At 70.1% G+C, this 22928-nt stretch carries 23 protein-coding genes; 14 read left to right on the top strand and 9 right to left on the bottom strand.

The features are described from left to right. Positions 1-30 precede the first annotated feature (30 nt). A complete protein-coding gene (locus tag AC07EQ_RS37655) occupies positions 31-729 on the bottom strand; it encodes a class I SAM-dependent DNA methyltransferase (protein WP_478392595.1) in 699 nt (232 codons plus the stop codon). A gap of 175 nt (positions 730-904) precedes the next feature. Here AC07EQ_RS37655 and AC07EQ_RS37650 point away from each other — a divergent pair, with 175 nt between their 5' ends. Both AC07EQ_RS37650 and AC07EQ_RS37645 read left to right on the top strand, forming a co-directional pair. Continuing rightward, positions 905-2488: an ABC transporter substrate-binding protein gene (locus AC07EQ_RS37650; protein WP_478392594.1), complete on the top strand. Its 1584-nt coding sequence runs from the start codon at positions 905-907 to the stop codon at positions 2486-2488. Between the two features lie 27 nt (positions 2489-2515). Beyond that, positions 2516-3922 carry a toll/interleukin-1 receptor domain-containing protein gene (locus AC07EQ_RS37645; RefSeq protein ID WP_478392593.1) on the top strand — a complete coding sequence of 469 codons (1407 nt, stop codon included), beginning with the start codon at positions 2516-2518 and terminating at the stop codon, positions 3920-3922. 4 nt (positions 3923-3926) lie between these two features. On the opposite strand, the gene AC07EQ_RS37640 is transcribed toward AC07EQ_RS37645, so the two are convergent. Further along, positions 3927-5099, bottom strand: a complete 1173-nt coding sequence (locus AC07EQ_RS37640; RefSeq protein ID WP_478392592.1) for a 4-hydroxybenzoate 3-monooxygenase — start codon at positions 5097-5099, stop codon at positions 3927-3929. Between the two features lie 73 nt (positions 5100-5172). On the opposite strand from AC07EQ_RS37640, the gene AC07EQ_RS37635 reads away from it, so the two are divergent. From AC07EQ_RS37635 to AC07EQ_RS37615, 5 genes are all read left to right on the top strand, one after another. Further along, positions 5173-5778, top strand: a complete 606-nt coding sequence (locus tag AC07EQ_RS37635) for a TetR/AcrR family transcriptional regulator (RefSeq protein ID WP_478392591.1) — start codon at positions 5173-5175, stop codon at positions 5776-5778. Positions 5779-6050: 272 nt separating this feature from the next. Then, positions 6051-7109 carry an acyl-CoA dehydrogenase family protein gene (locus AC07EQ_RS37630; RefSeq protein WP_478392590.1) on the top strand — a complete coding sequence of 353 codons (1059 nt, stop codon included), beginning with the start codon at positions 6051-6053 and terminating at the stop codon, positions 7107-7109. A gap of 2 nt (positions 7110-7111) precedes the next feature. After that, positions 7112-8278, top strand: coding sequence for an acyl-CoA dehydrogenase family protein (locus tag AC07EQ_RS37625; protein ID WP_478392589.1), 1167 nt, complete (start codon positions 7112-7114; stop codon positions 8276-8278). Between the two features lie 99 nt (positions 8279-8377). Then, positions 8378-9007, top strand: coding sequence for a LysE family translocator (locus tag AC07EQ_RS37620; protein WP_478392588.1), 630 nt, complete (start codon positions 8378-8380; stop codon positions 9005-9007). A 403-nt stretch (positions 9008-9410) separates the two neighbouring features. Beyond that, positions 9411-9938: a hypothetical protein gene (locus AC07EQ_RS37615; RefSeq protein ID WP_478392587.1), complete on the top strand. Its 528-nt coding sequence runs from the start codon at positions 9411-9413 to the stop codon at positions 9936-9938. A 194-nt stretch (positions 9939-10132) separates the two neighbouring features. Here AC07EQ_RS37615 and AC07EQ_RS37610 read toward each other — a convergent pair whose 3' ends face one another. Beyond that, a complete protein-coding gene (locus tag AC07EQ_RS37610) occupies positions 10133-10360 on the bottom strand; it encodes a DUF397 domain-containing protein (RefSeq protein ID WP_478392586.1) in 228 nt (75 codons plus the stop codon). 24 nt (positions 10361-10384) lie between these two features. Next, complete coding sequence (locus AC07EQ_RS37605) at positions 10385-11266, bottom strand: helix-turn-helix domain-containing protein (RefSeq protein WP_478392585.1); 882 nt, start codon at positions 11264-11266, stop codon at positions 10385-10387. 140 nt (positions 11267-11406) lie between these two features. Here AC07EQ_RS37605 and AC07EQ_RS37600 point away from each other — a divergent pair, with 140 nt between their 5' ends. Continuing rightward, complete coding sequence (locus AC07EQ_RS37600; RefSeq protein WP_478392584.1) at positions 11407-11760, top strand: hypothetical protein; 354 nt, start codon at positions 11407-11409, stop codon at positions 11758-11760. Between the two features lie 53 nt (positions 11761-11813). On the opposite strand, the gene AC07EQ_RS37595 is transcribed toward AC07EQ_RS37600, so the two are convergent. The 3 genes from AC07EQ_RS37595 to AC07EQ_RS37585 form a co-directional block, all read right to left on the bottom strand. After that, positions 11814-12020, bottom strand: coding sequence for a YbdD/YjiX family protein (locus AC07EQ_RS37595; protein WP_478392583.1), 207 nt, complete (start codon positions 12018-12020; stop codon positions 11814-11816). After that, on the bottom strand, positions 12017-14176 hold the full coding sequence (locus AC07EQ_RS37590) for a carbon starvation CstA family protein (protein WP_478392582.1): 2160 nt from the start codon (positions 14174-14176) through the stop codon (positions 12017-12019). Before AC07EQ_RS37590 ends, AC07EQ_RS37595 begins: the two co-directional genes overlap by 4 nt. A 242-nt stretch (positions 14177-14418) precedes the next feature. Then, the gene (locus tag AC07EQ_RS37585; RefSeq protein ID WP_478392581.1) at positions 14419-15243 is read right to left on the bottom strand and encodes an LLM class F420-dependent oxidoreductase; all 825 of its coding nucleotides are present in this window, start codon (positions 15241-15243) and stop codon (positions 14419-14421) included. A 328-nt stretch (positions 15244-15571) separates the two neighbouring features. Between AC07EQ_RS37585 and AC07EQ_RS37580 the strand changes: the two genes are divergently transcribed. From AC07EQ_RS37580 to AC07EQ_RS37570, 3 genes are all read left to right on the top strand, one after another. Then, on the top strand, positions 15572-16114 hold the full coding sequence (locus AC07EQ_RS37580) for a SigE family RNA polymerase sigma factor (RefSeq protein WP_478392580.1): 543 nt from the start codon (positions 15572-15574) through the stop codon (positions 16112-16114). After that, entirely contained in the window at positions 16111-17139 is a 1029-nt protein-coding gene (locus AC07EQ_RS37575) for a hypothetical protein (RefSeq protein ID WP_478392579.1), read from the top strand. Before AC07EQ_RS37580 ends, AC07EQ_RS37575 begins: the two co-directional genes overlap by 4 nt. Positions 17140-17254: 115 nt before the next feature. Further along, positions 17255-17947 (top strand): hypothetical protein, encoded by a 693-nt coding sequence (locus AC07EQ_RS37570; RefSeq protein WP_478392578.1) that lies wholly within the window; start codon positions 17255-17257, stop codon positions 17945-17947. A 96-nt stretch (positions 17948-18043) separates the two neighbouring features. Here the strand turns inward: AC07EQ_RS37570 and AC07EQ_RS37565 are convergent, their stop codons facing one another. After that, on the bottom strand, positions 18044-19297 hold the full coding sequence (locus AC07EQ_RS37565) for a hypothetical protein (RefSeq protein ID WP_478392577.1): 1254 nt from the start codon (positions 19295-19297) through the stop codon (positions 18044-18046). A gap of 411 nt (positions 19298-19708) precedes the next feature. Between AC07EQ_RS37565 and AC07EQ_RS37560 the strand changes: the two genes are divergently transcribed. Continuing rightward, positions 19709-20185 (top strand): DUF3145 domain-containing protein, encoded by a 477-nt coding sequence (locus tag AC07EQ_RS37560; protein WP_165968583.1) that lies wholly within the window; start codon positions 19709-19711, stop codon positions 20183-20185. A gap of 63 nt (positions 20186-20248) precedes the next feature. Then, positions 20249-20821 (top strand): hypothetical protein, encoded by a 573-nt coding sequence (locus tag AC07EQ_RS37555; RefSeq protein WP_478392576.1) that lies wholly within the window; start codon positions 20249-20251, stop codon positions 20819-20821. Positions 20822-20836: 15 nt separating this feature from the next. On the opposite strand, the gene AC07EQ_RS37550 is transcribed toward AC07EQ_RS37555, so the two are convergent. Further along, complete coding sequence (locus AC07EQ_RS37550) at positions 20837-21778, bottom strand: AraC family transcriptional regulator (protein WP_478392575.1); 942 nt, start codon at positions 21776-21778, stop codon at positions 20837-20839. Between the two features lie 80 nt (positions 21779-21858). On the opposite strand from AC07EQ_RS37550, the gene AC07EQ_RS37545 reads away from it, so the two are divergent. Beyond that, entirely contained in the window at positions 21859-22689 is an 831-nt protein-coding gene (locus tag AC07EQ_RS37545) for a Rossmann-fold NAD(P)-binding domain-containing protein (protein WP_478392574.1), read from the top strand. The last annotated feature ends 239 nt before the right edge of the window (positions 22690-22928 follow it).

Raw genomic sequence — 22928 nt, 5'->3', positions numbered from 1 at the left:
CCGCGGCATTCCCGGCATCGCCCGACCGTGTCAGCCGTCCTTGCGCCAGACGTAGGCGGCGGAGATCGGGTGGTTGCGGAAGCGCTCCCACTTCGGCTTCACCGCGAGCCATTCCTCGTCGATCACGCCCTCGTGCAACTCCGCCAGCCGCCAGCCCGCCGCGAGTGCCGCCGCCACGTGGTCGCTGATGAGGTGCACGTTGGTGGTGATGGCCACCGATTCGCCGGCGTCGTTGGTGTAGTGCGTCGGCATGCCCGAGGTCATGATGAAGTGCGGGTGGAACGTCACCAGCACGAACGCGGCCTTCGGCGCGGCCAGCCGCCACGCCTCCCGGTACAGCGGGTTCAGGTCGTCCAGGTGCTCGTCGATCAGCGACGAGATCACCAGGTCGTAGGCCGCATCGGGGAGACCGGTGGCCGCGACGTCGGCCTCCACGAGCCGGTCGTGGGCGCCGCGGCGCTTCGCGACGGCGAGCATCTCCGGCGTCAGGTCCACCCCGTCGATCGACGGGATTCCCTTGTCCCGCAACCACTGCCCGGTCCGTCCGGTGCCGCAGCCGAGGTCGGCGGCCCGCGCGACGGCCGCCCAGGACGGCTCCTGGAGCCGGTCGAGCAGCGCGATGTCCATCGCGTCCTCGACGGTCTGCTCGTAGTGCGCGACCCATTCGCCGTATCCGGTGCGGACGTCCACGGTGCGATATCCCCGCGCGTCGAAATCGCTGAACTCCATTGGGCCGATTATTCAGCCTGGTGCTCCTGCCGCGAAACGATTTTTCCACCGGCCGGCCCAGCGTTGCTCCGTGCGGGATCACAGGTCCGCCCCGGATTCGAGGAACGGCTTGACTGATCACGTTCCGCGACGACATGGTTGCGGACTGCCTGTTTGTGCGGACGGGGAGGTCGGCATGGGGGAGGACGGCAGGGAGCGGCGACCGTTCCGCGTTCCGGTGGTCAGACGGCGCTGGCCGCAGCTGGGCATCGCCGCGGCCTGCGCGGTGGTGCTGGTGGTCGCCGCCTACTTCGTCGTCACGACGACGAGCGGCTGCGCTGCCGGGCTGCATCGGACGGGGCCGCTGGACGAGTGCATCGGGGTCACCGACGGGCCGGGCGAGTTCGGGCTCAGCGACGGGCGGGGCGGCTTCGACGGCAGTCTGCGGGTCGTGCAGGACAAGATCGCGGCGGAGAACGCCCGGGTGCGGCGGATCAGCCGCGAGCAGAACAAGCCCTACGTCAGCATCGCCTACTTCAGCCCGCTCACCGTCGCCAAGCCCGACACCACCACGATCGAGGCGGTCCGGCGCGGCCTGGAGGGCACCTACGTTTCGCAGCTGCGCGCGAACGCCGACGGCCGGGAGGAATGGGGCGGCAACCTGCCGCTGATCCAGGTGCTGCTGGCCAACCCGGGCAGCCGGAGCGCGCAGTGGGAACCGGTGGTCGAGCAGCTGCGGCAGCTCGCGGAGCCCGAGGAGAACGGCCGGCTGGTGGCGGTGACCGGGCTCGGGCAGAGCCTCGCGGGCACCCGGGACGCGATAAACCGCCTGTCCCAGCACGGGATTCCGATGGTCGGCGCGATCATCACGGCCGACAAGTTCGCGACCGATCCGGCGGCGGCCGAGGCGAAGGGGCTGCTGCGGGTGGCGCCGCCGAACTCCGCGCAGGCCGGCGCGCTGGTCAAGCGCCTGGAGGAGACGCAGCTCGCGCTGGTCGTCTGGGACCGGAACGAGGACGAGGTCTTCGCCCGGGACCTGGCGAACGCGTACGAGGCCGCGTACCAGCAGCGCGGCGGCAAGCTGGTGCGCGGCGAACCGTTCGACTCCGCGCAGCTCGCCACCGCCAACACCTTCCCGGCGATGGTGCCGAACATCTGCCTGAAGAGGCCGGACGTGATCCTGTTCGCCGGCCGGCTGCGCGAGCTGAAGCCGTTCCTCAACGCGCTGTCCTCCCGCTCCTGCACGGAGCTGAAGATGCGCGTGCTGATCACCGACAGCGTCGTCAACATCGGCGGCGACCCGGAAATCCAGCGCAGCCTGGAATCCGGGATCACGCTGGAGTACTCGCAGCTGGCCGCGCCGGCCGCGTGGCGTGCCGCGCCGCAGTACTTCCCGCGGCGATCGACCGAGTACTTCATCCCCGGTTCCACCGCGACCGCCGTCTTCCAGCAGGAGTTCCCCGGCGAATCGATCGACGACGGCCTGGCCATCGTCACCTTCGACGCGCTGGGCGTGGCGGCAACCGCGGCCCGCCGCGCCGTGCACAACAACAAGTTCGGCGAGAAGCTGCCCAGCGCGGACGGGGTCGCCGCGGAGTTCGACCGGATGAGCGACACGGGGGCCGTGGACGGCGCCAGCGGCTGGCTCTCCTTCGACACGGAGACCGGGCGCCCGGACAGCAAGGCCCTGCTGGTTTTCCGGGTGACCAAGGAGATCGGCCGGCCCATCTCGTCGGTGCCGGTCGTGATCTCGGAGACGGGAATCCCGTACCTGCCGTAGCGACCGGTCGACGATGGGGAGTGGTCGATGCATCCGTTCGAAGCGCCCGCGCGCGAACGCATCTTCATCAGCTACCGCCACGGCGACAACGCCTACGCGGCGCGCTGGCTGAATGTCGTGCTGCGCGAGCGGTTCGGCGCCGACCGGGTGTTCTTCGACACGGGGATGGACCCGGGCGTCAACTACGTCCAGGAGATCGAGCGCGAGCTGGAGTCCTGCGCCGTGCTGCTCGCGGTGATCGGTCCGCAGTGGATGGTCATCGCCGACGAGCTCGGCCAACGGCGCCTGGAGAACCCGAAGGACGTCGTGGTGCGGGAGATCTCGACGGCGCTGAACAACGGCGTGCGGGTGATCCCGGTGCTGATCGACGACGCGGCGATGCCGAAATCGGCGGAACTGCCGACCGGCCTGCGGCCGCTGACGCAGCACAACGGCGTGGTGCTCAACCCCGGCACCTCCGACTCCGAACTCGGCAGGCTCCTCGCCGCCCTCGACAAGCACCTGGCGGGCCCGAGCGCGCCGCCGGATCCCGAGCCCGAACCGGAACCGGTGGTCAGGAGCCGGTACGACCTGCTCCACGACCTCGTGCAGGAGTGCATCACGCCGCCGGACGGCCGGGCCCGCGAGCTGCCGGTGATCCGGCTGCTCGGCAGCGGCACCGAGATGCTGGCGTACCTGGCGGAGGACTGCGGGCCGTCCGTCCCGCACACCCGGCTCGACTTCGACGCGGAGGGGCTGACGTCGCTGCGCCGGGCGGTGGTCGAACTGGCCGTGCGGTTCGGCGGCCGGGGGTCGCCGCAGTTCCGCCACCTGATGCTGTGCATCGTCGCCGCGGGCTCGGGTTTCGGCGCCGGGACGGCGTTGTCCAAGCTGCGCAACGCGGTGCTCGCCGCGGAGCAGCCGGACTTCTCCCGGGTGACGTTCGACGCCGTGGTCGGCGCGTTGCAGGCGTCGGGGGCCCTGCTGAACTGGTCGGGCGTACTCGCGGACGCGTTGCTCAGCGGCGGCGAGCGGGCGCAGTGGCGCAGGCGGCTGCGGGCGTTGACCGGGTTCCGGGATTCCGCCGATGTGGCGCCGGATCCGTGGGCGGAGCCGGATGCGGTGGGTTCGCGCGAGTTCGACGAGGTGCTCCTGGCGGCCTTCCTCGCCGACCTTCGCCAGGCCTACGCGGGCCGGCGGTCGGGGCGCGCGATGAACTGCGTCGCCCTGCTGGACAACGCGGATGCGCCGCTCGGCGAGCGGTTCCTGGACCTGCTGCTCGACCTCCGGCGAGGGCTCCCGCCCGATCCGCTCGTGGTCGTCGCGGCGGGCCGGCAGTGGCAGCCGCCGCTGGGCGCCCCGGACGCCGCCGATCTGCCGACGCTGGCCGGGTGGGAGGAGCACCGGAACGCCGCCGGGCACCGGGGCTCCGGGTGGCTGCCGGTCGATCTGTGAACCGTCAGCGCAGGGGCAGGCCGACGTAGTTCTCCGCCAGCGTGGTGGCCGCCGCGGTGGAGGTGCGGAGGTAGTCGAACTGGGCGCGCTGCAGGCGGCGTTCGAAGGCCGCGTCCGGGCCGCCGAAGTGGTGCGTCAGCGAGGTCATCCACCACGAGAAGTTCTGCACCCGCCAGACCCGTTGCAGGCAGGCGGCGGAGTAGCCGTCCAGGCCGGTGGTGCTGCCGGTCCGGTGGTAGGTGGCCACCGCGTCGGCGAGCCGGTCCACATCGGACACCGCGAGGTTGAGCCCCTTCGCGCCGGTCGGCGGGACGATGTGGGCGGAATCGCCGGCCAGGAAGAGGCGGCCGTGGCGCAGCGGTTCGGCCACGAAGCTGCGCATCGCGGTGACGGTCTTGTCGGTGATCGGGCCGTCGTGCAGCGTCCAGCCCGGTGTGCCCAGCCGGGTCCGCAGCTCCGCCCAGATCCGCTCGTCCGGCCACTCGTCGAGCGGCTCGTCCGGGGCGCATTGCAGGTAGAAGCGGCTCACCTCGGCCGACCGCATGCTGTGCAGCGCGAATCCGTTGGCGTGGTTGGCGTAGATCAGCTCGCCGGAGGACGGCGCGACGGACGCCAGGACGCCCAGCCAGCCGAAGGGGTGGACGCGCTCGTAGACGGTCCGCTTCCCGGCCGGGATGGTGTCCCGGCAGACGCCGTGGAAGCCGTCGCAGCCCGCGACGAAGTCGGCGCGCAGTTCGTGCTCGACGCCCTCGTGGGTGAAGCGGACGAACGGCCGGTCGGTCGTCACGTCGTGCACGCCGACGCCGGCGACCTCGAACAGCACCTGGCCGTCATCGCGCCGGCGGCGCTCGGCGAGGTCGCGCACCACCTCCTGCTGGCCGTACACGGTGATCCCGCGGCCGGTGAGCTCGCGGAACGGGATGCGCAGGCGTTCCTCGTCGAACTGCAGGTGCACGCCGTCGTGCACGTCGCCCTCGCGCAGCATCCGGTCGCCGACCCCGGCTTCGCGCAGCAGGTCCGCGGTGCCCTGTTCGAGCACGCCGGCGCGCACGCGGTGCTGGACGTACTCCTGGCTGTGCCGCTCCAGCACGACGGAATCGATGCCGTGCAGGTGCAGCAGGTGGGACAGCAGCAGCCCGGCGGGGCCGCCACCGACGATCGCGACCTGGGTGCGCAAGGCAGCTCTCCTCTCGGCCGGTATCCGGTCCCGTGCTGGACGGAAGGGATCGCTCAGGTGCCAGGATGGCGTGGTGGCGAAGGCACAGCGCGTCGGACGGCCCCGGGACCCAGCGGTGGACACGCGCGCCCTGGAGGCGGCGCGGGCGGTGTACGCCGAGCGCGGCTGGAGCGGCTTCTCGCTCGACGAGGTCGCCCGGCGCTCCGGGATCGGCAAGGGCTCGCTCTACTTGCGCTGGCCGAACAAGGCCGCGCTGCTGGTCGCCGCGGTGCGGGAGCGCACCCGGTTCATCGCCGAGATCGACACCGGCGAGCTGCGCGCCGACCTGGTCGAGTTCGCCCGCGGCTGGATGGAGTACCTCGGCGCCGACGAGGGCGCGCTGACCTCCCGGCTGGGCGTGGACGCGCAGTTCTCGCCGGAGCTCGCCGAGTCGCTGACCGACGACCCGTACCCCGAGCACATCCGGGCGACCCGCGCGATCGTGCGGCGCGGCATCGAGCGCGGCGAACTGCCAACCGGCGCGTCGGTGGCGCTGATCGCCGACCTGATCGCGGGCGCGGTGTCCAACCACGTCCGCGCCACGCCGCCGCACCTGCGCGGGCAGGTCTGGGCGGAGTCGGCGGGCTACCTGGCCGAGCTGGTCGACACGGTCCTGGCCGGGGTGCACGCCCGGTCCTGAGCCCCGAAGGGCTATTGCGGACGGAAGCCGTCGGAAATATGTTCGGGTATGTCGGACTCAGCGCGAAACCAGCGGAGGTTTCGAATGGGCCACTGCCGCGACGACGATCCAGGCCTTCGGCGCCCGGCCGACCGCCCACCGGTGGCGGGGCTTCCCGCACCTGCGCAGGGCCGGTGCACGAGGGAGATCGGCACCGGGTTGCTGGGCAGGGATGACGCCATGTCGGCCGAAACCGATCCGCGGCAACCCCTTCGCCCTCCGGGAGCGTCGACATGACCTTCGATTTCACCGATGAGCAGCACGCGCTGCGCCAGGCGGTGCGCGAGGTGCTCGACGACCACAGCGCGGAACCCGCCGTGCGCGCGGCGGCCGCGAGCGCGACCGGCATCGATCAGGACCTGTGGAAGCTGCTCGCCGAGCAGCTGGGCCTGGCGGGCCTGGTGGTGCCGGAGAGCTGCGGCGGTGCGGGGGCCGGGCCGGTCGAGCTCGCCATCGTGCTGGAGGAGATGGGCAAGAAGCTGTTCTGCGGCCCGTACCTGTCGAGCTCGGTGCTCGCCGCCACGCTGCTGACCGAACTCTCGTGCGCGGAGTTCCTGCCGGACCTGGCGAGCGGACAGCGCACCGCGACGGTCGTGTTCGCGCAGCAGTCGATCGCCGCCGGGGAAAGGCTTTCCGGCGAGCAGCGCTTCGTGCTCGACGGCGCGACGGCCGACCTGCTGCTGTTGGTCGCCGGCGGGCCGCGGGTGTTCGCCGTCGACCCGGCCGCCTACGGCGTCTCCATCCAACCGATGTCCACTGTGGATAGAACTCGGCGGCTCGCGGTGATCACCCTCGACGACGTGCCCGCCCGGGCGGTCGGAGACCCCGGCAGCACCGCCGCGGCGGTGGACCGGACGCTGCGCACCGGGGAGGTCGCGCTCGCCGCCGAACAGGCCGGCGGGGCCCGGGCGGCGCTGGACATGGCCGTGGAGTACGCCCGGACCCGGTTCCAGTTCGGCCGCGCCATCGGCAGCTTCCAGGCCATCAAGCACATGTGCGCCGACCTGCTGGTGGAGGTCGAATCGGCGTACTCCACCGCCTACGCGGCGGCCTGGGCGCTGGCCGAGCGGAGCCCGGAGGCCACCGCGCTGGCCGCGATGGCGCAGGCCTTCTGCTCCGAAACCTTCGTGCGGGTCGCCGCCGACAACATCCAGATCCACGGCGGGATCGGCTTCACCTGGGAACACCCCGCGCACCTCTACCTGCGCCGAGCCCGCAGCAGCGCCCAGCTGCTCGGCGACGCGGCGACGCACCGCGAGCGCTACCTCTCCGCCATCGCCGATCAGGGGTGACCATGAACATCGACTCGTTGCGCAGCGAAGTGCCGCAGTGGCTCGCCGGCCACTGGGACCCGGCGGCCGACCGCGCCGAATGGCTGGCCGCGGTGGTGGATCGCGGCTACGCGGTGCCGCGCTGGTCGCGCGAGAACTTCGGGCTCGGCCTGGACGAGGAATCGGCCGACGCCGTGGAGGCGGAGTTCCGCCGGGCCGGAGCGCCGGGCAGCGGCCAGGACCGGACCAACCTGTGGGCGAACACCGTCCTGGCGTACGGCAGCGCGGAGCTGCGGCAGCGGTTCATCCGCCCGCTGCTGCTCGGCGAGGTCCGGATGTGCCTGCTCTACAGCGAACCCGGCGCCGGGTCCGACCTGGCGGGCCTGCGCACCACCGCGGTCCCGGACGGCGATTCCTACCGGATCGACGGGCAGAAGGTGTGGACGTCCAACGCGGCCGAGGCCGACTACGGCATGCTCATCGCCCGCACCGACCCGGAGGCGCCGAAGCATCGCGGCATCAGCTTCTTCTTCCTGCCGATGGACCAGCCGGGCGTGACAGTGCGGCCGCTGCGGCAGATGACGGGGGAGGCGCACTTCAACGAGGTCTTCCTCACCGATGCCCGGGTTCCGGCGGCGAACATGCTCGGCGAACCCGGCCAGGGCTGGCGGGTGCTGCAGACCGCGCTGGCCTACGAGCGGGTGGTGCTCGCGGAGTCCAACCGCGGCGCCAGCACGCGGCGCGCGAAGAAGGACGGCGGGGAGGTCGACCTGATCGAGCTGGCCCGCAGGCACGGACGACTCGACGATCCCGTGGTGCGCCAGGACATCGCGCGGGTGCTGACGTTGCGAGCGGCGAACCGCTGGAACAACCAGCGCGCGCAGGCCGAGCTGGAGCAGGGCACCTCGTCGTCGCTGGCATCGCTGGGGAAGCTGCTGATGTCGCGACTGCTGCACGAGACCGGCCGGGTGCAGACGGCGATCGTCGGCGCGGAGGCGATGTTGGAGGGCGCCGGCCACCCCGACGGCGACGACGCGAACTTCGCCGCGATGAACGCCTACTTCACGTCGATCGGCGGCGGCACGGACCAGATCCAGCGCAACATCATCGGCGAACGAATCCTCCGCCTGCCCAAGGAACCGGATCGGTTCAGGGACGTATCCTTCCGGGAAATCCCCAAATCAGGCTGACCGCGGTCGCGGTCATGCGCGAGAGGACTTCCCAACTGACTCGGACCACACTTCCCCGGCCCCGGCCCCGGTCGCACCGCGCTCGGATCGGGGGCTGAGATGGATCTCGGAATCGTGCTCGCGTTCATCGGTGCTGCGGCGGTGATCTCGCTGGTGCCCGGCCCGGACATGATGTTCATCCTGGCCAACGGCATTTCCTCGGGGCCGCGCGGCGGCGTCGTCGCGGCCTTGGGCATGTCCAGCGGCATCGTCGTGCACACGGTCGTGGCCGCGCTCGGGCTGACCGCGATGTTCCAGGCGGTGCCCGCGGCGCTGGAGGTCGTGCGGATCGCCGGTGTCGTCTTCCTGCTGTACCTGGCGATCCAGTCGTGGCGGGCGTCGGCGGTTCCGGAAGTGCAGGCGGCACCGGCGAGGTCGCTGCGGCGCATCTACGCGCTGGCGGTGCTGACGAACGTGTCGAACCCCAAGGTGATCCTGTTCTACTTGGCGTTCGTCCCGCAGTTCATCGGCATGCAGGCGGACTGGCCGATCTCGGTGCAGCTGCTGGCCCTCGGCGGGCTGCTGGTCGTGGTGGGCCTCAGCGTTGACGCCTCGGTGGGCCTCGCCTCGGGCTGGCTGTCGAACGTCCTGCTCCGCCGCCGGGCGATCCAACGCTGGCTGGACCGAACGGCGGCCGTGGTCTTCGGTGCCCTGGCCCTGCGCCTGACGACCGAAGACCTGAGGTCCTGACGCGACAGGCCCGTGCGTACTTTTCGTCACCATAGCGACGAAAAGTACGCACGGGCTCTGATCAGACACGCCAGCACTGCCCGACGGCTGCCCGCCTGTAGTACAACTGCGGCCGGGCAGCCGTACGTCGGCCACCTCGGCAGGTCCGAGCACGGTGATGATGGGCGGAGGTTGCGGAGGTGGCCCTCCATCGCCGATCTCCGGTGCTCGCTATCGTGTTCGGGCGGGAAGTCGACGACTGGGGAATCGCTTCACCATGACGTATCAGTCCAGCAGGTCAGAGAGCCGACAAGACGAGGTCACGAGGTCGGAGACGACCAACGCCAACAATCCCAGGAACTTCTGGCAGACGACGGGGTGCCTCGGGCTGGCCACCGCCACGGCGGCCGTAGTCTCCGCAGTCGTGACAGGCACGTTTACTTACCTGGCCGCGCAGGACAGCAAGAAGGCCCCACCAAACGCTGCTGCGCCGGTCACACAGACCGTGACGGTGACAGTCGAAAAACCGCCTGTCGCCACTGACTCGGCACTTCCCCAAACCGCACCCGCCGATCCAGAGATTCGTTGGAAGGGCAGGTTTGCCTTCACAGGATATCCCGACTTCGAATCGATCCCACCAAGAAACAACCACAATTCACTCGGTTCCGACGCTGGCGAGAATGACCTATATGCCAATCAGGGTGCAATCCCCTTGAATAACAAGGGGAGTCGCTGGACTGGTTCAACGCCACCAACGAAGAAGCAGTGTTCAGACTTGATCGACACTCAGTCGCAACTGGCAGCACCAGTAGATTCCGGTACGCAGGTCTGCTACCGCACCGACAAGGGTCGGCTGATCTTCTTCAAGCTCGTCAGTGTCGACGAGGAGTTCCAGTACTCGGGGTCCTCTCCCTCGTACAGGTTCCAGACGGATCTCGTGATTTGGAGGTAGTAGGGTGCCAGCCGGATCTGGCAGCCCACGTCCCGTGCTCAGCTTGATCCGTGCGGATGCGCCGGGCAGGTCAACTGCCCTGGTTCAGGCTGTGGACTCTCTCGACACCGGCAATGCGAACTGGATGGACCCATCTAACCTGCGGAGCCTGGCACCCATGAGAGCCTCCGGTGTAACAGGCTCCCGGCGCGGATTCAGGAAAGGCGCTCGAGCTCGTCCTCTTTGAGGCGTTTTAGCCAAGAGTCGACCTGGGTGCGGGTGAAGAGCAGGAATCCAGCATCGGGATTCTTGCTGTCGCGGAAGGCGACTCGGCCGTCGGCCACCGTCGCCACCTCGACGCAGTTGCCGCCCCCGACACCACCGCCACCTGAGTAGCTGCTCTTGCGCCAGTTTTCAGGACGTAACGCACTCTGCTCGATCATCTTCGCGCCCTCCTTGACCGCACGTCACCCGTAGCTCTCAGCGGCTTCGGCAAGCTTGTTCACCGAGTCGACCTGCGACAGCGACTGCTCGGTGAGGATACCGAAACGGAGCGTGTAGGTGCGGACGAGTTCACGATCCTCGATGTAGACCGCGCGACCCGGACCTTCTGAGTACCCCACGTCAGGAATCGGATCGGGCAGCGTCAGGATCGAGAACGGGCCTTCTAGTGCCGGACTCGCGCCGACCACCCTGGGCAAGACCTGCACTGTGATGTTGGCTTCTTCCGCCGCTTCGGCGAGGAAACGAAGTTGATTGCGCATCACTCGCGCCGCGCCGACCGGCCGTTGCAGCAGTCCTTCGTCGAGAATCACGTGCAGCTCAGGCGGTTCGGCCCTGCGAAGGATCTGCTGCCGGGCGAGGCGAGCCGCGACTCGTCGGTCGACTTCGTCCTCGGCGATATCCGGGTTGATCCCCCGGATCAAGGCGTGCGCGTAGTCAGCGGTTTGCAGCAGCCCTGGCACTAGGAGGGTTTCGAAGCTTCGCGACGCGACGAGGGCGACTTCCAGGTTCAGGAAGGCATGGAAGTCCTCGGGGAGGTTCTTCCGGAGATCGACCATCCAGCCACGTTCGTGCGCGGTGCTGGCCAGATCGGCGAGCCAAGATCGAAGATCCCGATCAACCACTTGATAGACGTCGAGCAGCTGCTCGACCTCGGCGAGCTTGACTCCCTGTTCGCGGTTTTCGATGCGCGACAGCTTGGGGCGAGACCACTTCCCTTGTCCCTTGCAAAGTTCCGCGATGACCTGATCATGCGTCAACCCCGCTTCCTCGCGAAGCCGGCGAAGCGTTTCGGTGAGCTGCCACCGTCGGACGGTCGCGCTAGCGAGGCCGTTCTCCTGGACCACCGTCAAACCTCCACAGTCGCGGGCGCGTTCGCGCTGGTTCGGGTGAATATCTGGACGTCCATCTTGAAAGTGGACGTCCAGATATACATCCTTAACATCACCCTGAGTACCGGATCAAGCACTCTTCGTAGGAGGTAACGATGCTAGTCGGGGCAGGTAAGACGTTGTCGAGCCATCCGCTCGACCTGCTCATCGCTGATCCATCGGGAAAGCCTCCGATGTGCAGTGCGGAGCGGTTCACCGAGATTGCGGACGTTCTGGTCGCTGATGCAGCGCCTCGGTTGTTCGCAGTGCTTCAGGAATACGGCGAACGTGTTGATGTGCGCATCGCGGCGTGGGGCATGGCGTTCGAGGAGCGGGCCGAGATCATCAGCACTGACCGCAGTCTTCGCATGAGCGTGGCGTCGGCGGAGGAAGCCCGGCGCGCCTTCAGCTGGGGCAGTCATATCTCCGGCCGTGTGGTCTGGGCGAGTCCGTCGGCGATCAGGGAATGAGTGAAGGGCACATTCACCGGGTTGCTCGGCGAACGTGCCCTTCACGTTTCTGGTCAGCAGCAGCGGGAGCCGGGAGTTGCGTCCTGGCGGTCGACGTGGCGTCGCCAGAACTCCCGCTCCGGCAGCGGTTGCTCGTCCGGGTGGTTCCGGCGGTGGTGCTCCAGGTAGCGCTCGTAGGCGTTCTCGCCGACCACGCCGCGCACGATCTGCCAGGCAGTGCGAGCGGACTCGCGCAGCCTGGCCCCGATCGTGCCGGTCATGTGCCCGCTCCGGCCTTCTCGACGCCCGGCGTCCCGGCCGTCTCCAGCTCCTTCTGGATCCGCCGTTCTTCGGCCGTCGGGATCAGTCCGGACGGGGCGAACAGCTTCGACTCCACGTGCGCGACTTCGGTGTCCGGCAGCGGCGCGCCGGCTCGCAGCGCCTTGATCCACACCCGGACCGCGTCCAGCAGCACGATCACGATCAGCAGGGCGAACAGGATGCTCAGCACTCCGTCCACAGTGGAGTTGACCACGACCTTCTGCATCTCCTCGACCGTGTGCGCCGAGCCCTTGCTGGTCTGGCCCGCGTCCAGCGCCGCCTGGTACGCCGCGCGCTGCGCGAAGAAGCCGATCTTGGGATCGGCGGAGAAGATCTTCTGCCAGCTCGCGACCAGCGTCACCGCCGCGTCCCACGCCAGCGGGATCACCGTCACCCACGCGTACTTCGCCCGGCCCGTCTTGATCAGGATCGTGGTGGCCACCGCCAGCGCCACCGCCGCCAGCAGCTGGTTCGCGATGCCGAACAGCGGGAACAGCTGGTTGATGCCGCCCAGCGGGTCGTTCACCCCGGCCCACAGGAAGTAGCCCCAGGAGCCGACGATCACGGCGCTGGCGATCCAGTTGCCCGGCTTCCAGCTGACGTCGCCGAAGCGCTTCCAGACGTTGCCCACGGTGTCCTGCAGCATGAACCGGCCCACCCGGGTTCCGGCGTCCACAGTGGTCAGGATGAACAGCGCCTCGAACATCACCGCGAAGTGGTACCAGAACGCCTTCATCGCGTCGCCGCCGATGACCTGCGAGAACACCTCGGAAAGGCCGACGGCCAGGGTCGGTGCGCCGCCGCTGCGGCCGACCAGCGTGCTCTCGTCCACCGCCGCCGCGGCCGCCGCCAGCTCCTCCGGGGAGATCTGGAAGCCGACCCCGGCGACCGCCTGCGATGCCGACTGCAGCGTGTCACCGAGCACCGAAGCCGGCATGTTCATCGCGTAGAACAGGCCCGGCTCGATGATGCACGCCGCGGCCAGCGCCATGATCGCCACGAACGACTCGGTGAGCATCCCGCCGTAGCCGATGACCCGGACCTGCGACTCCTTCTCCAGCAGCTTCGGCGTGGTGCCCGAAGACACCAGCGCGTGGAAGCCGGACAGCGCACCGCAGGCGATCGTGATGAACACGAACGGGAACAGCGAGCCGGCGAACACCGGACCCTGCCCGTTGAGCGCGAATTCGGTGATCGCCTCGGTCTTCATCATCGGCATCGCGATCAGGATCGACACCGCGAGCAGCGCGATGACGCCGACCTTCATGAAGGTGCTCAGGTAGTCGCGCGGCGCCAGCAGCATCCACACCGGCAGCACCGAGGCGATGAACCCGTACGCGATCAGCGCGAAGGTCAGCTGGTTGCCGGTGAGCGTGAACATCCCGGCCAGCGCCGAATCGGCGACCCAGCTGCCGGCCACGATGCTCAGCAGCAGCAGCGCCACGCCGATCACCGAGACCTCGACGATCTTGCCCGGGCGCAGGTAGCGCAGGTAGAAGCCCATGAACAGGGCGATCGGGATCGTCATGCCGATGGAGAAGGTGCCCCACGGGGAACCCTTCAGCGCGCCGACCACGACCAGCGCCAGCACGGCCAGCAGGATGATCATGATGGCCAGCACCGCGATCAGCGCCGCGATGCCGCCGATCGGACCGATCTCCTCGCGGGCCATCTGCCCGAGGCTGCGTCCGTCGCGCCGGGTGGAGAAGAACAGCACCACGATGTCCTGCACCGCGCCCGCGAAGATGACGCCGACGATGATCCAGATGGTGCCCGGCAGATAGCCCATCTGCGCGGCCAGCACCGGGCCCACCAGCGGGCCGGCCCCGGCGATCGCCGCGAAGTGGTGGCCGAAGAGCACGCGCCGGTCGGTCGGCTGGAAGTCGGTGCCGTTGTTCAGCCGCTCCGCGGGCGTCGCACGGGTGTCGTCGACCTTCAGCACCCGGTAGGCGATGAACCGGGCGTAGAAGCGGTAACCGATGGCGTACGAGGCGAGCGCCGCGAACACCAGCCAGGCCGCGGAGATCTCCTCGCCGCGGAACAGCGCGATGACGCCCCACGAAATCGCGCCGACGACCGCCACCAACGTCCAGATGGCGATTTCCTTGGGACTCATCCTGCGTTTCCGAGCCGCCCCACCGCTCGGCGCTGTTTTCGTAGCCACCGTCCCCGGACTCCATTCCCGCGTATGCGCTGTGCAACACGACTGGGCACAGCAGACACGAGGATCTGTGCGCATGTCCCGAATGTCCAGCCCGATGCATGGAAGTAACCAGGATGTAAGCCACGCCTGGTAATCGCGAGACGAGGAACCGTGAACACCGCTGGCCCGCCGCGGTGGCCCGGCGGAATCGCCGATCAGCCGTGGCGTTCGGCGAGTTCCGCCAGCGCGTCGAGCCGGCGCAGCGATTCGTCGCGCTGGTGGGTCGGCAGCAGGAACAGCGCGCGGTCCACCCCGGCCGCCGCGTAGGACTCCAGGACCGCCGGATCGCGCGGCGCCGCGAAGACCGAGACCGGCACCCGCCAGCCCGCCCGGTCGCGCACCTTCGGCACCAGCTCGCCGAGGTTCTCGGTGCCGCCGCGCGGCAACCAGCCGCCGCCGTACTCGGCGACCCGCGCGATGGCCCGCTCGCCCTCCCCGCCGACGTAGATCGGCGGATGCGGCTGCTGCACCGGCTTCGGCCACGCGTAGATCGGGTCGAAGTCGACGTGCTCGCCGTGGAACTCGGCCGCCTCCTTCGTCCAGATCTCCCGCATCGCCCGGATCCGCTCGTCCATCAGCGCGCCGCGGGTCGCCGGATCGGTGCCGTGGTTGCGCATTTCCTCCCGGTTCCAGCCCGCCCCGACGCCGAAGATGACGCGCCCGCCGGACACCAGGTCGAGGCTCGCGACCTCCTTGGCGGTGGTGATCGGATCGCGCCCGATGATCAGCGAGATCCCGGTGGCCACCAGCAGGCGCTCGGTGACCGCCGCGATCGCGGTGAGCGAGACGAACGGATCCAGCGTGCGGTAGTAGACGCGGGGCAGGTCGCCGCCGCCCGGATAGGGCGATTCCCGGCTCGCCGGGATGTGCGTGTGCTCGGGTGCGAAGAGCGAGTCGAACCCGCGCTCCTCGACGGCCCTGCCCAGTTCCGCCGGGCCGAGCCCCTCATCGGTGATGAACGTGGTGATCCCGAACTTCATCAGCGCCTCCTAGAGCTGCGTCCGGCAAGGTCGCCCGGCCGGCCGGCGGTTCGGCGCCGCGCGGCACCACAGGCCTACCGCGCCGGTTGGCGACCGGCAAGAGTTCCCAACACCCGAACGGTGCTTACCCCGGTCGCGCGGGGCGGTAGTGCAGTGGGGCTGACCGGGCATGATCCATCTGGCGGCAGGGCAGGCAGAAGCCGCCACGAGATCATCATCGGCGGAGCCGCCGGTAAACTTCGCCGCCGTTGGGTGCAGCCGATTGATTACAAGTGAAACCCGGCCGCAACCAAGGAGGGGGGCTTGGGCGTCGTGCAGATATGTGACGGTGTCGATCGCATTGCCCGTGACCGCCTGGCCGGGCGACGGGCTGGCGGCAATGGATGAACTGACGAGCAAGCTGACCGACCTCTACCAGGAGCACTACCGGCAACTGCTGCGCATCGCGATCCTGCTGGTGGACGACCGCGCCACCGCGGAGGACATCGTGCAGGACGCCTACGTGCGGGTCTTCGACTCCCGTTCGCGGCTGCGCGATCCGGACAAGGCGCTGGCGTTCCTCCGGCAGGCGGTGCTCAACCGGGCCCGCTCGATGCTGCGGCGCCGGCTGATCGCCAAGAAGTACCAGCCGAAGCTCGCCGTCGCGGACAGCCAGCCCGACGACACGGGCCGCGGACTCGATCGCGCGGTGCTGGCCGCGGTGCTGGCCAAGCTGCCGCGCCGGCAGCGGGAGGCCGTGGTGCTGCGCTACTACGCCGATCTCAGCGAGGCTCGAACCGCGGAGGTCATGGGCTGCAGCCAGGGCGCGGTGAAGTCGTACTGCTCGCGTGGCGTCTCACGACTGTCGGATCTGCTGGGGGAGCGGGTGTGAAGGACGGGAACAGCAAACGGGAAGTGGACCTGCTGCGGGCGCAGCTGCACCAGCTGGTCGAAGACGTCGAGCCCAGTCCCGACGCGCTGCCGCGGCTGCTGGCCGGCGTGCGCCGCCGGAGATCGCCGCGCCGCCCGCTGATCGTGCTGGTCGGCGCGGCGGCGGTCGCGGCGGCCGCATTCGTCGTGGCCATGTTCGCGCTTCCGGGCCAGCACGACCCGGAACCCATCAGCGTCCGGCCGGACAGCTACCTGGCCTCGCCGGAGCCGGGCGTGATCGCCGCCTTCGACGTGCTGTCGGGCCGGGAGGACCGGGAGGTCGCCCGCGTCGACGGCGCCGACCCCGGCGTCCTCGCCGCCGACGACGACCGGATCTACACCATGGCGTCCACAGTGGATGGACGCCGGGTCGTCGAGGTGACCCCGCAGGGCGGGCAGCGGGTGCTGCCCGGAGAGGCCGGCGACGGCCGGCTGCTGGCCGCGGGCGGCGGGCGCGTCGCCTACCTGGACGGGAACGCCGTGGTGGTCGTGCGCGGCGAGAACCGGCAGACCATCGCGATACCGCCCGGGCTGCGGGTGCACGACCTGGCGCTGGCCGACGACGGCCGGCTCGCCGTCCTGGCCGGGGAACAGGGCAGCCGCCGGGCCGCGGTGCTGCTGCTCGCGCAGGACGCGAACTCGCTGGCCGGGCACGTCGAGGCGGCGCCGGACACGCCGTGCGGGCCGGTGGCGATCGCCTGGTCCGGGCCCGACGTCGCGGCGCTGGAACCGGTGGACTGCGACGGCGGGCAGGCCCGGGTGGCCACCTTCGCGGCGGACACCGGGCGGAAGATCGGCGCCGGGGTGCCGTTCCGGACGCCGCCGCTGACCGCGGGCGGGGCGCGGCTGTCCGCGGACCCGCTGGGCCGTTTCCTGGTGTCCACCGGGAAGCAGGGGCAGTGGCTGGTGGACGGTTCGGTGATCCGCCCGATCCCGCCCGCCTGCTCCGGCGCCGGGGAGTGCGCGCCAGACCCGGGCACGTTCTGAACCCGATCACGCTCCGCAGTGCGGACACGCCCCTGATCTGATCAATGCCGGGCTTGATCATCGCAACGGCCGGACGATCGGCAGCGTCTTTCCGACGCCGAGGACAGGGGTGGACGTGCAGGCGCAACCACGGGAACTGCTGCGGTTGTACCGGGCCGCGCTGGATCGGCCGAGGTGGCAGCAGGTGCTCGCGTTCGCGGTGTCGCTGTGGACGCTGGCCTGGATCATCGGCCAGTTCGTCACGCCGGAGGACGGCCCGACCGCGCTCGACGTGCTGGGCAGGCTCGCCGCGCGGCTCGGCCTCACCGGCGGCGAGTGGGCCGAGCGCATCACCGAAACCTGGCAGAGCAGCGGCGGCGGTTTCGCGATGCTGGGCGGCCTGCTGTGGGCGGCGACGACCGAGCGCGGCCAGCTGCCGGCGCTGCTGGGCTGGATCGCGGTGATGCTCGGCGCGGAACGGCTCGGCTACCAGCCGGCGGTCCTGCTGGCGGTGGGGACCATGGTGGGCTTCGTGCTCGTGCTGTGGCTGGCGGCGCTGACCAGCGACGGATTCGTCGACCGGCAGACCACGCTGCTGCCGCGCGACGTGCTGCGCGCGGGCGTCACCGCAGCGGCGCTGTCGGCGGTCGTACCGCTCTACGCACCGGCGTTGTTCCTGGCCCGCCTGGGAAACCCGTACCTGACCAAGGCCCCGCGGATCCTCGCCGCGGACCGAGCCCCGGCCCGCGGCGGCTGGTCCAGGATCCCGGAACAGGCCAAACCGGACGAAGCCCGCGAAACCGAAGCCCGCGAACCAGAGCAGTCGTGACCGAACCCACCACTCCCCCCGCTCCCACCGCAATTTCCATTGAAATCGAAGGTTCAATTTCAATGGAAATTGCGGCGAACGCGGTGGGTTGGTGGGTCAGGGTTGGGGCGTGAGGCGGAGGCCGCGTTCGGCCAGCGCGCGAAGGCCCACGTCGTCCGGGTTGGAAGTCCGGCCCCGCCACGCGGTTTGCGCGATCCGCACCTGGTTGCCGTTCTGCTGCACGGCCTGTGCGGCGTTGTCGAACCCGTCGGGTCCGCCGGGCCAGCCCAAGCCGTCGGCGATCAGGTCCGTGACGCCGCCGGTGCCCGCGGTGTCGGCGACTTCCCGCAGCTCGCGCGCAGATTGCTCGTCGGGCAGTTCGACGATGGCCACCGAGACCGCGGCCGGTCGCCCCGACACCTGGGTGTCGAACACCGCGCGGGTCAGGCCCCGGCACGGCCGCTGCTCGAACCAGCGCTGCACGTCGCCGAACGAGTGCCAGTCGCAGGAGGTGTCGCGAGCGGCCACCCGCTGCGTGAACTCGACTCCGTCGGCCCGCTGGACGGGCGGGGTCCGCGGCGGTGGGCTGGCGGCGGGCCGGTCGAGCGTCAACCACGTCCCGAGGACGCCGAAGACCAGCACCAGCGCCGCGGCCGCCGCGATCAGCTTGCCGCGCGGCGTGAATCGGCGCGCCGCCCCGCCGGCCGCGGGCCGGTCGGTGTACTTCGGGATCAGCATGGTGTCCGCGGTGGCCAGATCGGTGGCCCCGGACTCCGGGAACCCCTCGGCGATCAGCTCGGCCGGGCCGAGTTCGCAGCTCTCGTCGAGCACCCGCAGCAACCGCAGGGCGGGTTCGACCGGGCAAGGCAGTTCGTAGGTGGCCAGCTCGCGGGCGGCGGCGAGGATCGAGGTCGTGTTCGGCGACACCACCCGCACCCCGCGGTGCAGGTCGGTGGTGGGCTGCGTGACCTGCCCGGCGTACGGGCCGACCACCACGACCGCGGCCACCGGCAGCGGTTCCAGCCCGCGCGACTGCAGGCTGCGGGCCAGCGCGGCGGCCGATTCGAGACCTTCCAGTCCGGGGTTGACCGCGCCTTCGGTGCGCACCAGCGGCCACCCGTCGATCGTCCACGGCGTCTGCAACGGCGCGTCGACCTTCAGGGCGGGTTCGGGGAGGTCGACCCCGAGCACCACGACCACCCCGCGCGGCAGCACGATCACCGCGTCCAGCGGCCGGGGGCTGCCAGGCGGGCGGCAACCGAACACGGCGACCCCGCCCAGCACCGAACAACCGGCGCCCCACGCGGAAATGGCCGCCCGGATGTCGGCGCCGACCTGGGTCGGTTCCGCACCGAGCCGCACCAGTCGCATGACGACCTCCAAGATCCGGTGGGGACCGCACGTTCGAACAGAGACGTTAGCCGGGGCGTCCGAGTAATGTCGCGGGGTTTCGACTTTCGTCCGATCGAGTGGTGTCCACCACTCGTCCGCCGCCATCGCGTTGGTGCTTTCGAGCGAGCGCGAAAACCCGGGACAACGCCCCGGATCTGCGATTTCCGCTATTCGGGGCAGTCGCCGCCGGGCCGGTCCGGCTTCGGCGCGCGCCCGCGGGCCCGCGCCGAATGCCGTCGTTCTGGTGGCGAAGCGCTCCGCCCGCAATGCAGAATGGCGCCGCACCTGTTGATCGCCAAGTACGCGAGGTCGTAGGGGAAGACGTCCCTCGTCGAACAGCGGAGGTCAGCAGTGAGCACCCGTGGCAGCGACCGTGGCCACACCATTGGTGTGGTCTACGTTCACTCGTCGCCGTCTGCGGTCTGCCCGCACGTCGAGTGGGCGATCTCTGGCGCACTCGGCATTCGGACAGAACTCCGCTGGACGGCACAACCGGCAGCACCAGGGCAACTCCGCGCGGAGTGCAACTGGTCGGGCGAGCCGGGCACCGGCGCACGCTTGGTCACGGCGCTGCGCGCGTGGCCGATGCTGCGCTTCGAAGTCACCGAAGACCCCAGTCCCGGGGTGGACGGGCAGCGGTTCTGCCATGCGCCCGGCCTGGGCCTGTGGCGGGCCTGCACCAGCGCCAACGGCGACATCATGGTCAGCGAGGACCAGCTGCGGACGCTCGCGGCCAACGCCAAGGGCCCGGAGGCCTTCGGCCACCGCGTGGACCAGCTGCTCGGCGCCGCCTGGGATGACGCCCTCGAACCGTTCCGCCGCGCCGGCGACGGTGCTCCGGTGACCTGGCTGCACCGGGTGGGCTGACTCGGGCGGGCCTTTCTGCCGGAACCTCTGATCGCCTCGGTGGCGGTGTGAAAGGCTTGGGGCGTGCGTTCCTGGCTGAAATGGGGTATCCCGCTCGCGATCGTCGTGCTGCTGGGCGCGGCAGGCGGTGGCGTGCTGCTGTCGCAGTACGTCTACCGCGATACGCCCGCCGACCAGCTCTCCAACACTACGACGGAGCCGGGCGGCGGGATGACGTCGACGCTGGGCATCGTCTACACCCCCGAGGCCGCGGCTCATCCCGACCTGTCGACCGTGCAGGACCTGCTGGACAACCACTTCCGCTCCATCAACGACAAGAACTACGACCGGTGGAAGTCCACAGTGGTCCGCTCGAAGTGGCTGGAGCTGCCGAAGGACAAGTGGATGGCCAACTACGACACCACTCGGGACTTCGACTGGACGGTGCACCGGATCGATCCGGGACCGGACGGCGCGCTGCTGGTCATGCTGACCTTCCGGAGCAACCAGGCGCTGGAGGACGCGCCGGCGCAGGCCAAGTCGACGTGCGTGACCTGGAACGTGGTCTACCCGCTGGTCCTGGACGAAATGCGCCAGGGGCTGCGGCTGGACACCAGCAAGCTGCCGAACAGCGCGCTGTTCAAGCCCTGCGAGTGATGACCTCGCCCGCGATCACACCGCGGCCTCGGCGCGGCGGTGCTCCTGCGGGCTGACGTCGAACTGCCGCTTGAACGCGTTGCTGAGCGCGAAGGCGCTGCCGTAGCCGACCTGGTGGGCGACCGAGGCGATCGTCGCGTCGGACTCCCGCAGCAGATCTGCAGCCATCGCGAGCCGCCAGCCGGTCAGGTACTTCATCGGCGGCTCGCCGACCAGATCGGTGAACCGGCGGGCCAACCCCGCCCGCGACACTCCGGACCGCGCGGCCAGGGATTCCACCGTCCACGGGAACGCCGGGTCGTGGTGCAGCAGTTGCAGGGCCCGGCCGACCACCGGGTCGCGGTGCGCCTGGTACCAGGCCGGGGCTTGTGCGTCGGGGCTGGCGAACCACGCCCGCAGGCTCGCGATGAGCAGCAGGTCGAGCAGCCGGTCCAGCACCGCTTCCTGGCCAGGTGAATCCTTGCCGATCTCCGCGGCCAGCAGCTCCACGAGCGGAGAATCCAGCGAGCTCTGCCGGACCACGACCAGCGCGGGCAGCGCGGCGAGCAGGCGGCTGCTGATCTCGCCCGTGACCTGGTAGGTGCCGATCAGCATGTTCATCGACGCGCCCAGGTCCGTGCCCCAGGTGCGCACGCCGACGTCGGTGAGGTCTCGCAGCGGCTCGCCGGATGGTGCGCTGCAGCCCTGCCCGGGGTGCACGACGACCTGCCGCGGAGTGCCCGGATCGTCGGCGACCGTGTAGGCGTCGGGGCCCCTGGCGATCGCGATGTCGCCGGGTTCGAGCCGCACCGGGTCACCGGCGTCCGGCACGGCCCAGGCCGATCCGCGCACCAGGGCCATCAGGGTCAGCGGCGCCCGGTCCTGGATTCGCAGCGACCACGGCGGATCCAGGACCGCCCGGAGTAGGAAAGCCCCGCGGGCTCGCGGGCCGTCCAGCAGGTTCACGAGAGCGTCCACGAGTCGATATTAGACGCTGGATTATGGAATCGAGCCAATGAACTATGGGAAGTCTCGGAATTTGCCGCTTGGCTAGAGCCATGACGAACAAGGCGCAGAAAGCAGCACTCGTCCTCGGCGGCACCGGCCGGACCGGCCGCCGGGTGGCCGCGGGGCTCGCGGCCAAGGGCATCCCGGTGCGCATCGGGTCGCGTTCGGCGACGCCGCGGTTCGACTGGGCGGACCGCGGCACCTGGGAGCCGGTGCTGCGCGACGTCGAATCGGCCTACGTGAGCTACCAGCCGGATCTGGCGATCCCGGAAGCCGTCGAGGCGGTCGGCTCGTTCGCCGAGTTGGCGGTGCGCAACGGCGTCCGGCGCTTGGTGCTGCTGTCCGGCCGCGGGGAGACCGGCTCGCAGCGCGCCGAGCAAGCGGTGCAGGAATCCGGTGCGGAGTGGACTGTGGTGCGCGCGAGCTGGTTCCACCAGAACTTCAGCGAAGATTTCCTGGTGGAGTCCGTGCGGGCCGGCGAGGTCGTCCTGCCGGTCGACGAGGTGGCCGAACCGTTCGTCGACGCCGAGGACATCGCCGAGGTCGCGGTCGCGGCGCTGACCGAGGACGGCCACGCCGGCGAGGTGTACGAGGTGACCGGCCCAAGGCTGCTCACCTTCGCCGAAGCGATCGGCGAGATCGCCGCGGCGACCGGCCGGGACATCGAGTACCTGCCGGTGACGGTCGAGCAGTTCTCTGCGGGGTTGGTCGAGCAGGGCGTCCCGGCCGAGGTCGTGGCGATGCTGGGCCACCTGTTCACCGAGGTGCTCGACGGGCGCAACGCCCACCTCGCCGACGGCGTGCGGCGGGCACTGGGGCGTGAGCCCCGCGACTTCCGGGACTACGCGAAGCGGACCGCTCCAACCGGGGTGTGGTCATAGGTCCACAGCGGACGAAAGAGGGCCACCTCCATCGCGGAGGTGGCCCTCTTTCGTCTAATTCAGCAGGTCAGAGGGGGATGTTGCCGTGCGAGCCGCGTCCGGCCGGGGCCGCGGCGAGCGCCTCGGCGATGCGGCGGCGGGTGGTCTTGGGGTCGATGACCTCGTCGACCACGCCGATCGACATCGCCCGGCCGACGCCGCCGGCCACGCGCTCGTGCTCCTCGATGAGCTTGTCCTGC

Source organism: Saccharopolyspora sp. NPDC045839, assembly GCF_056431645.1.
Note: the sequence above shows the minus strand (reverse complement) of the source record. Positions and strands in the feature narration are given on the sequence as shown.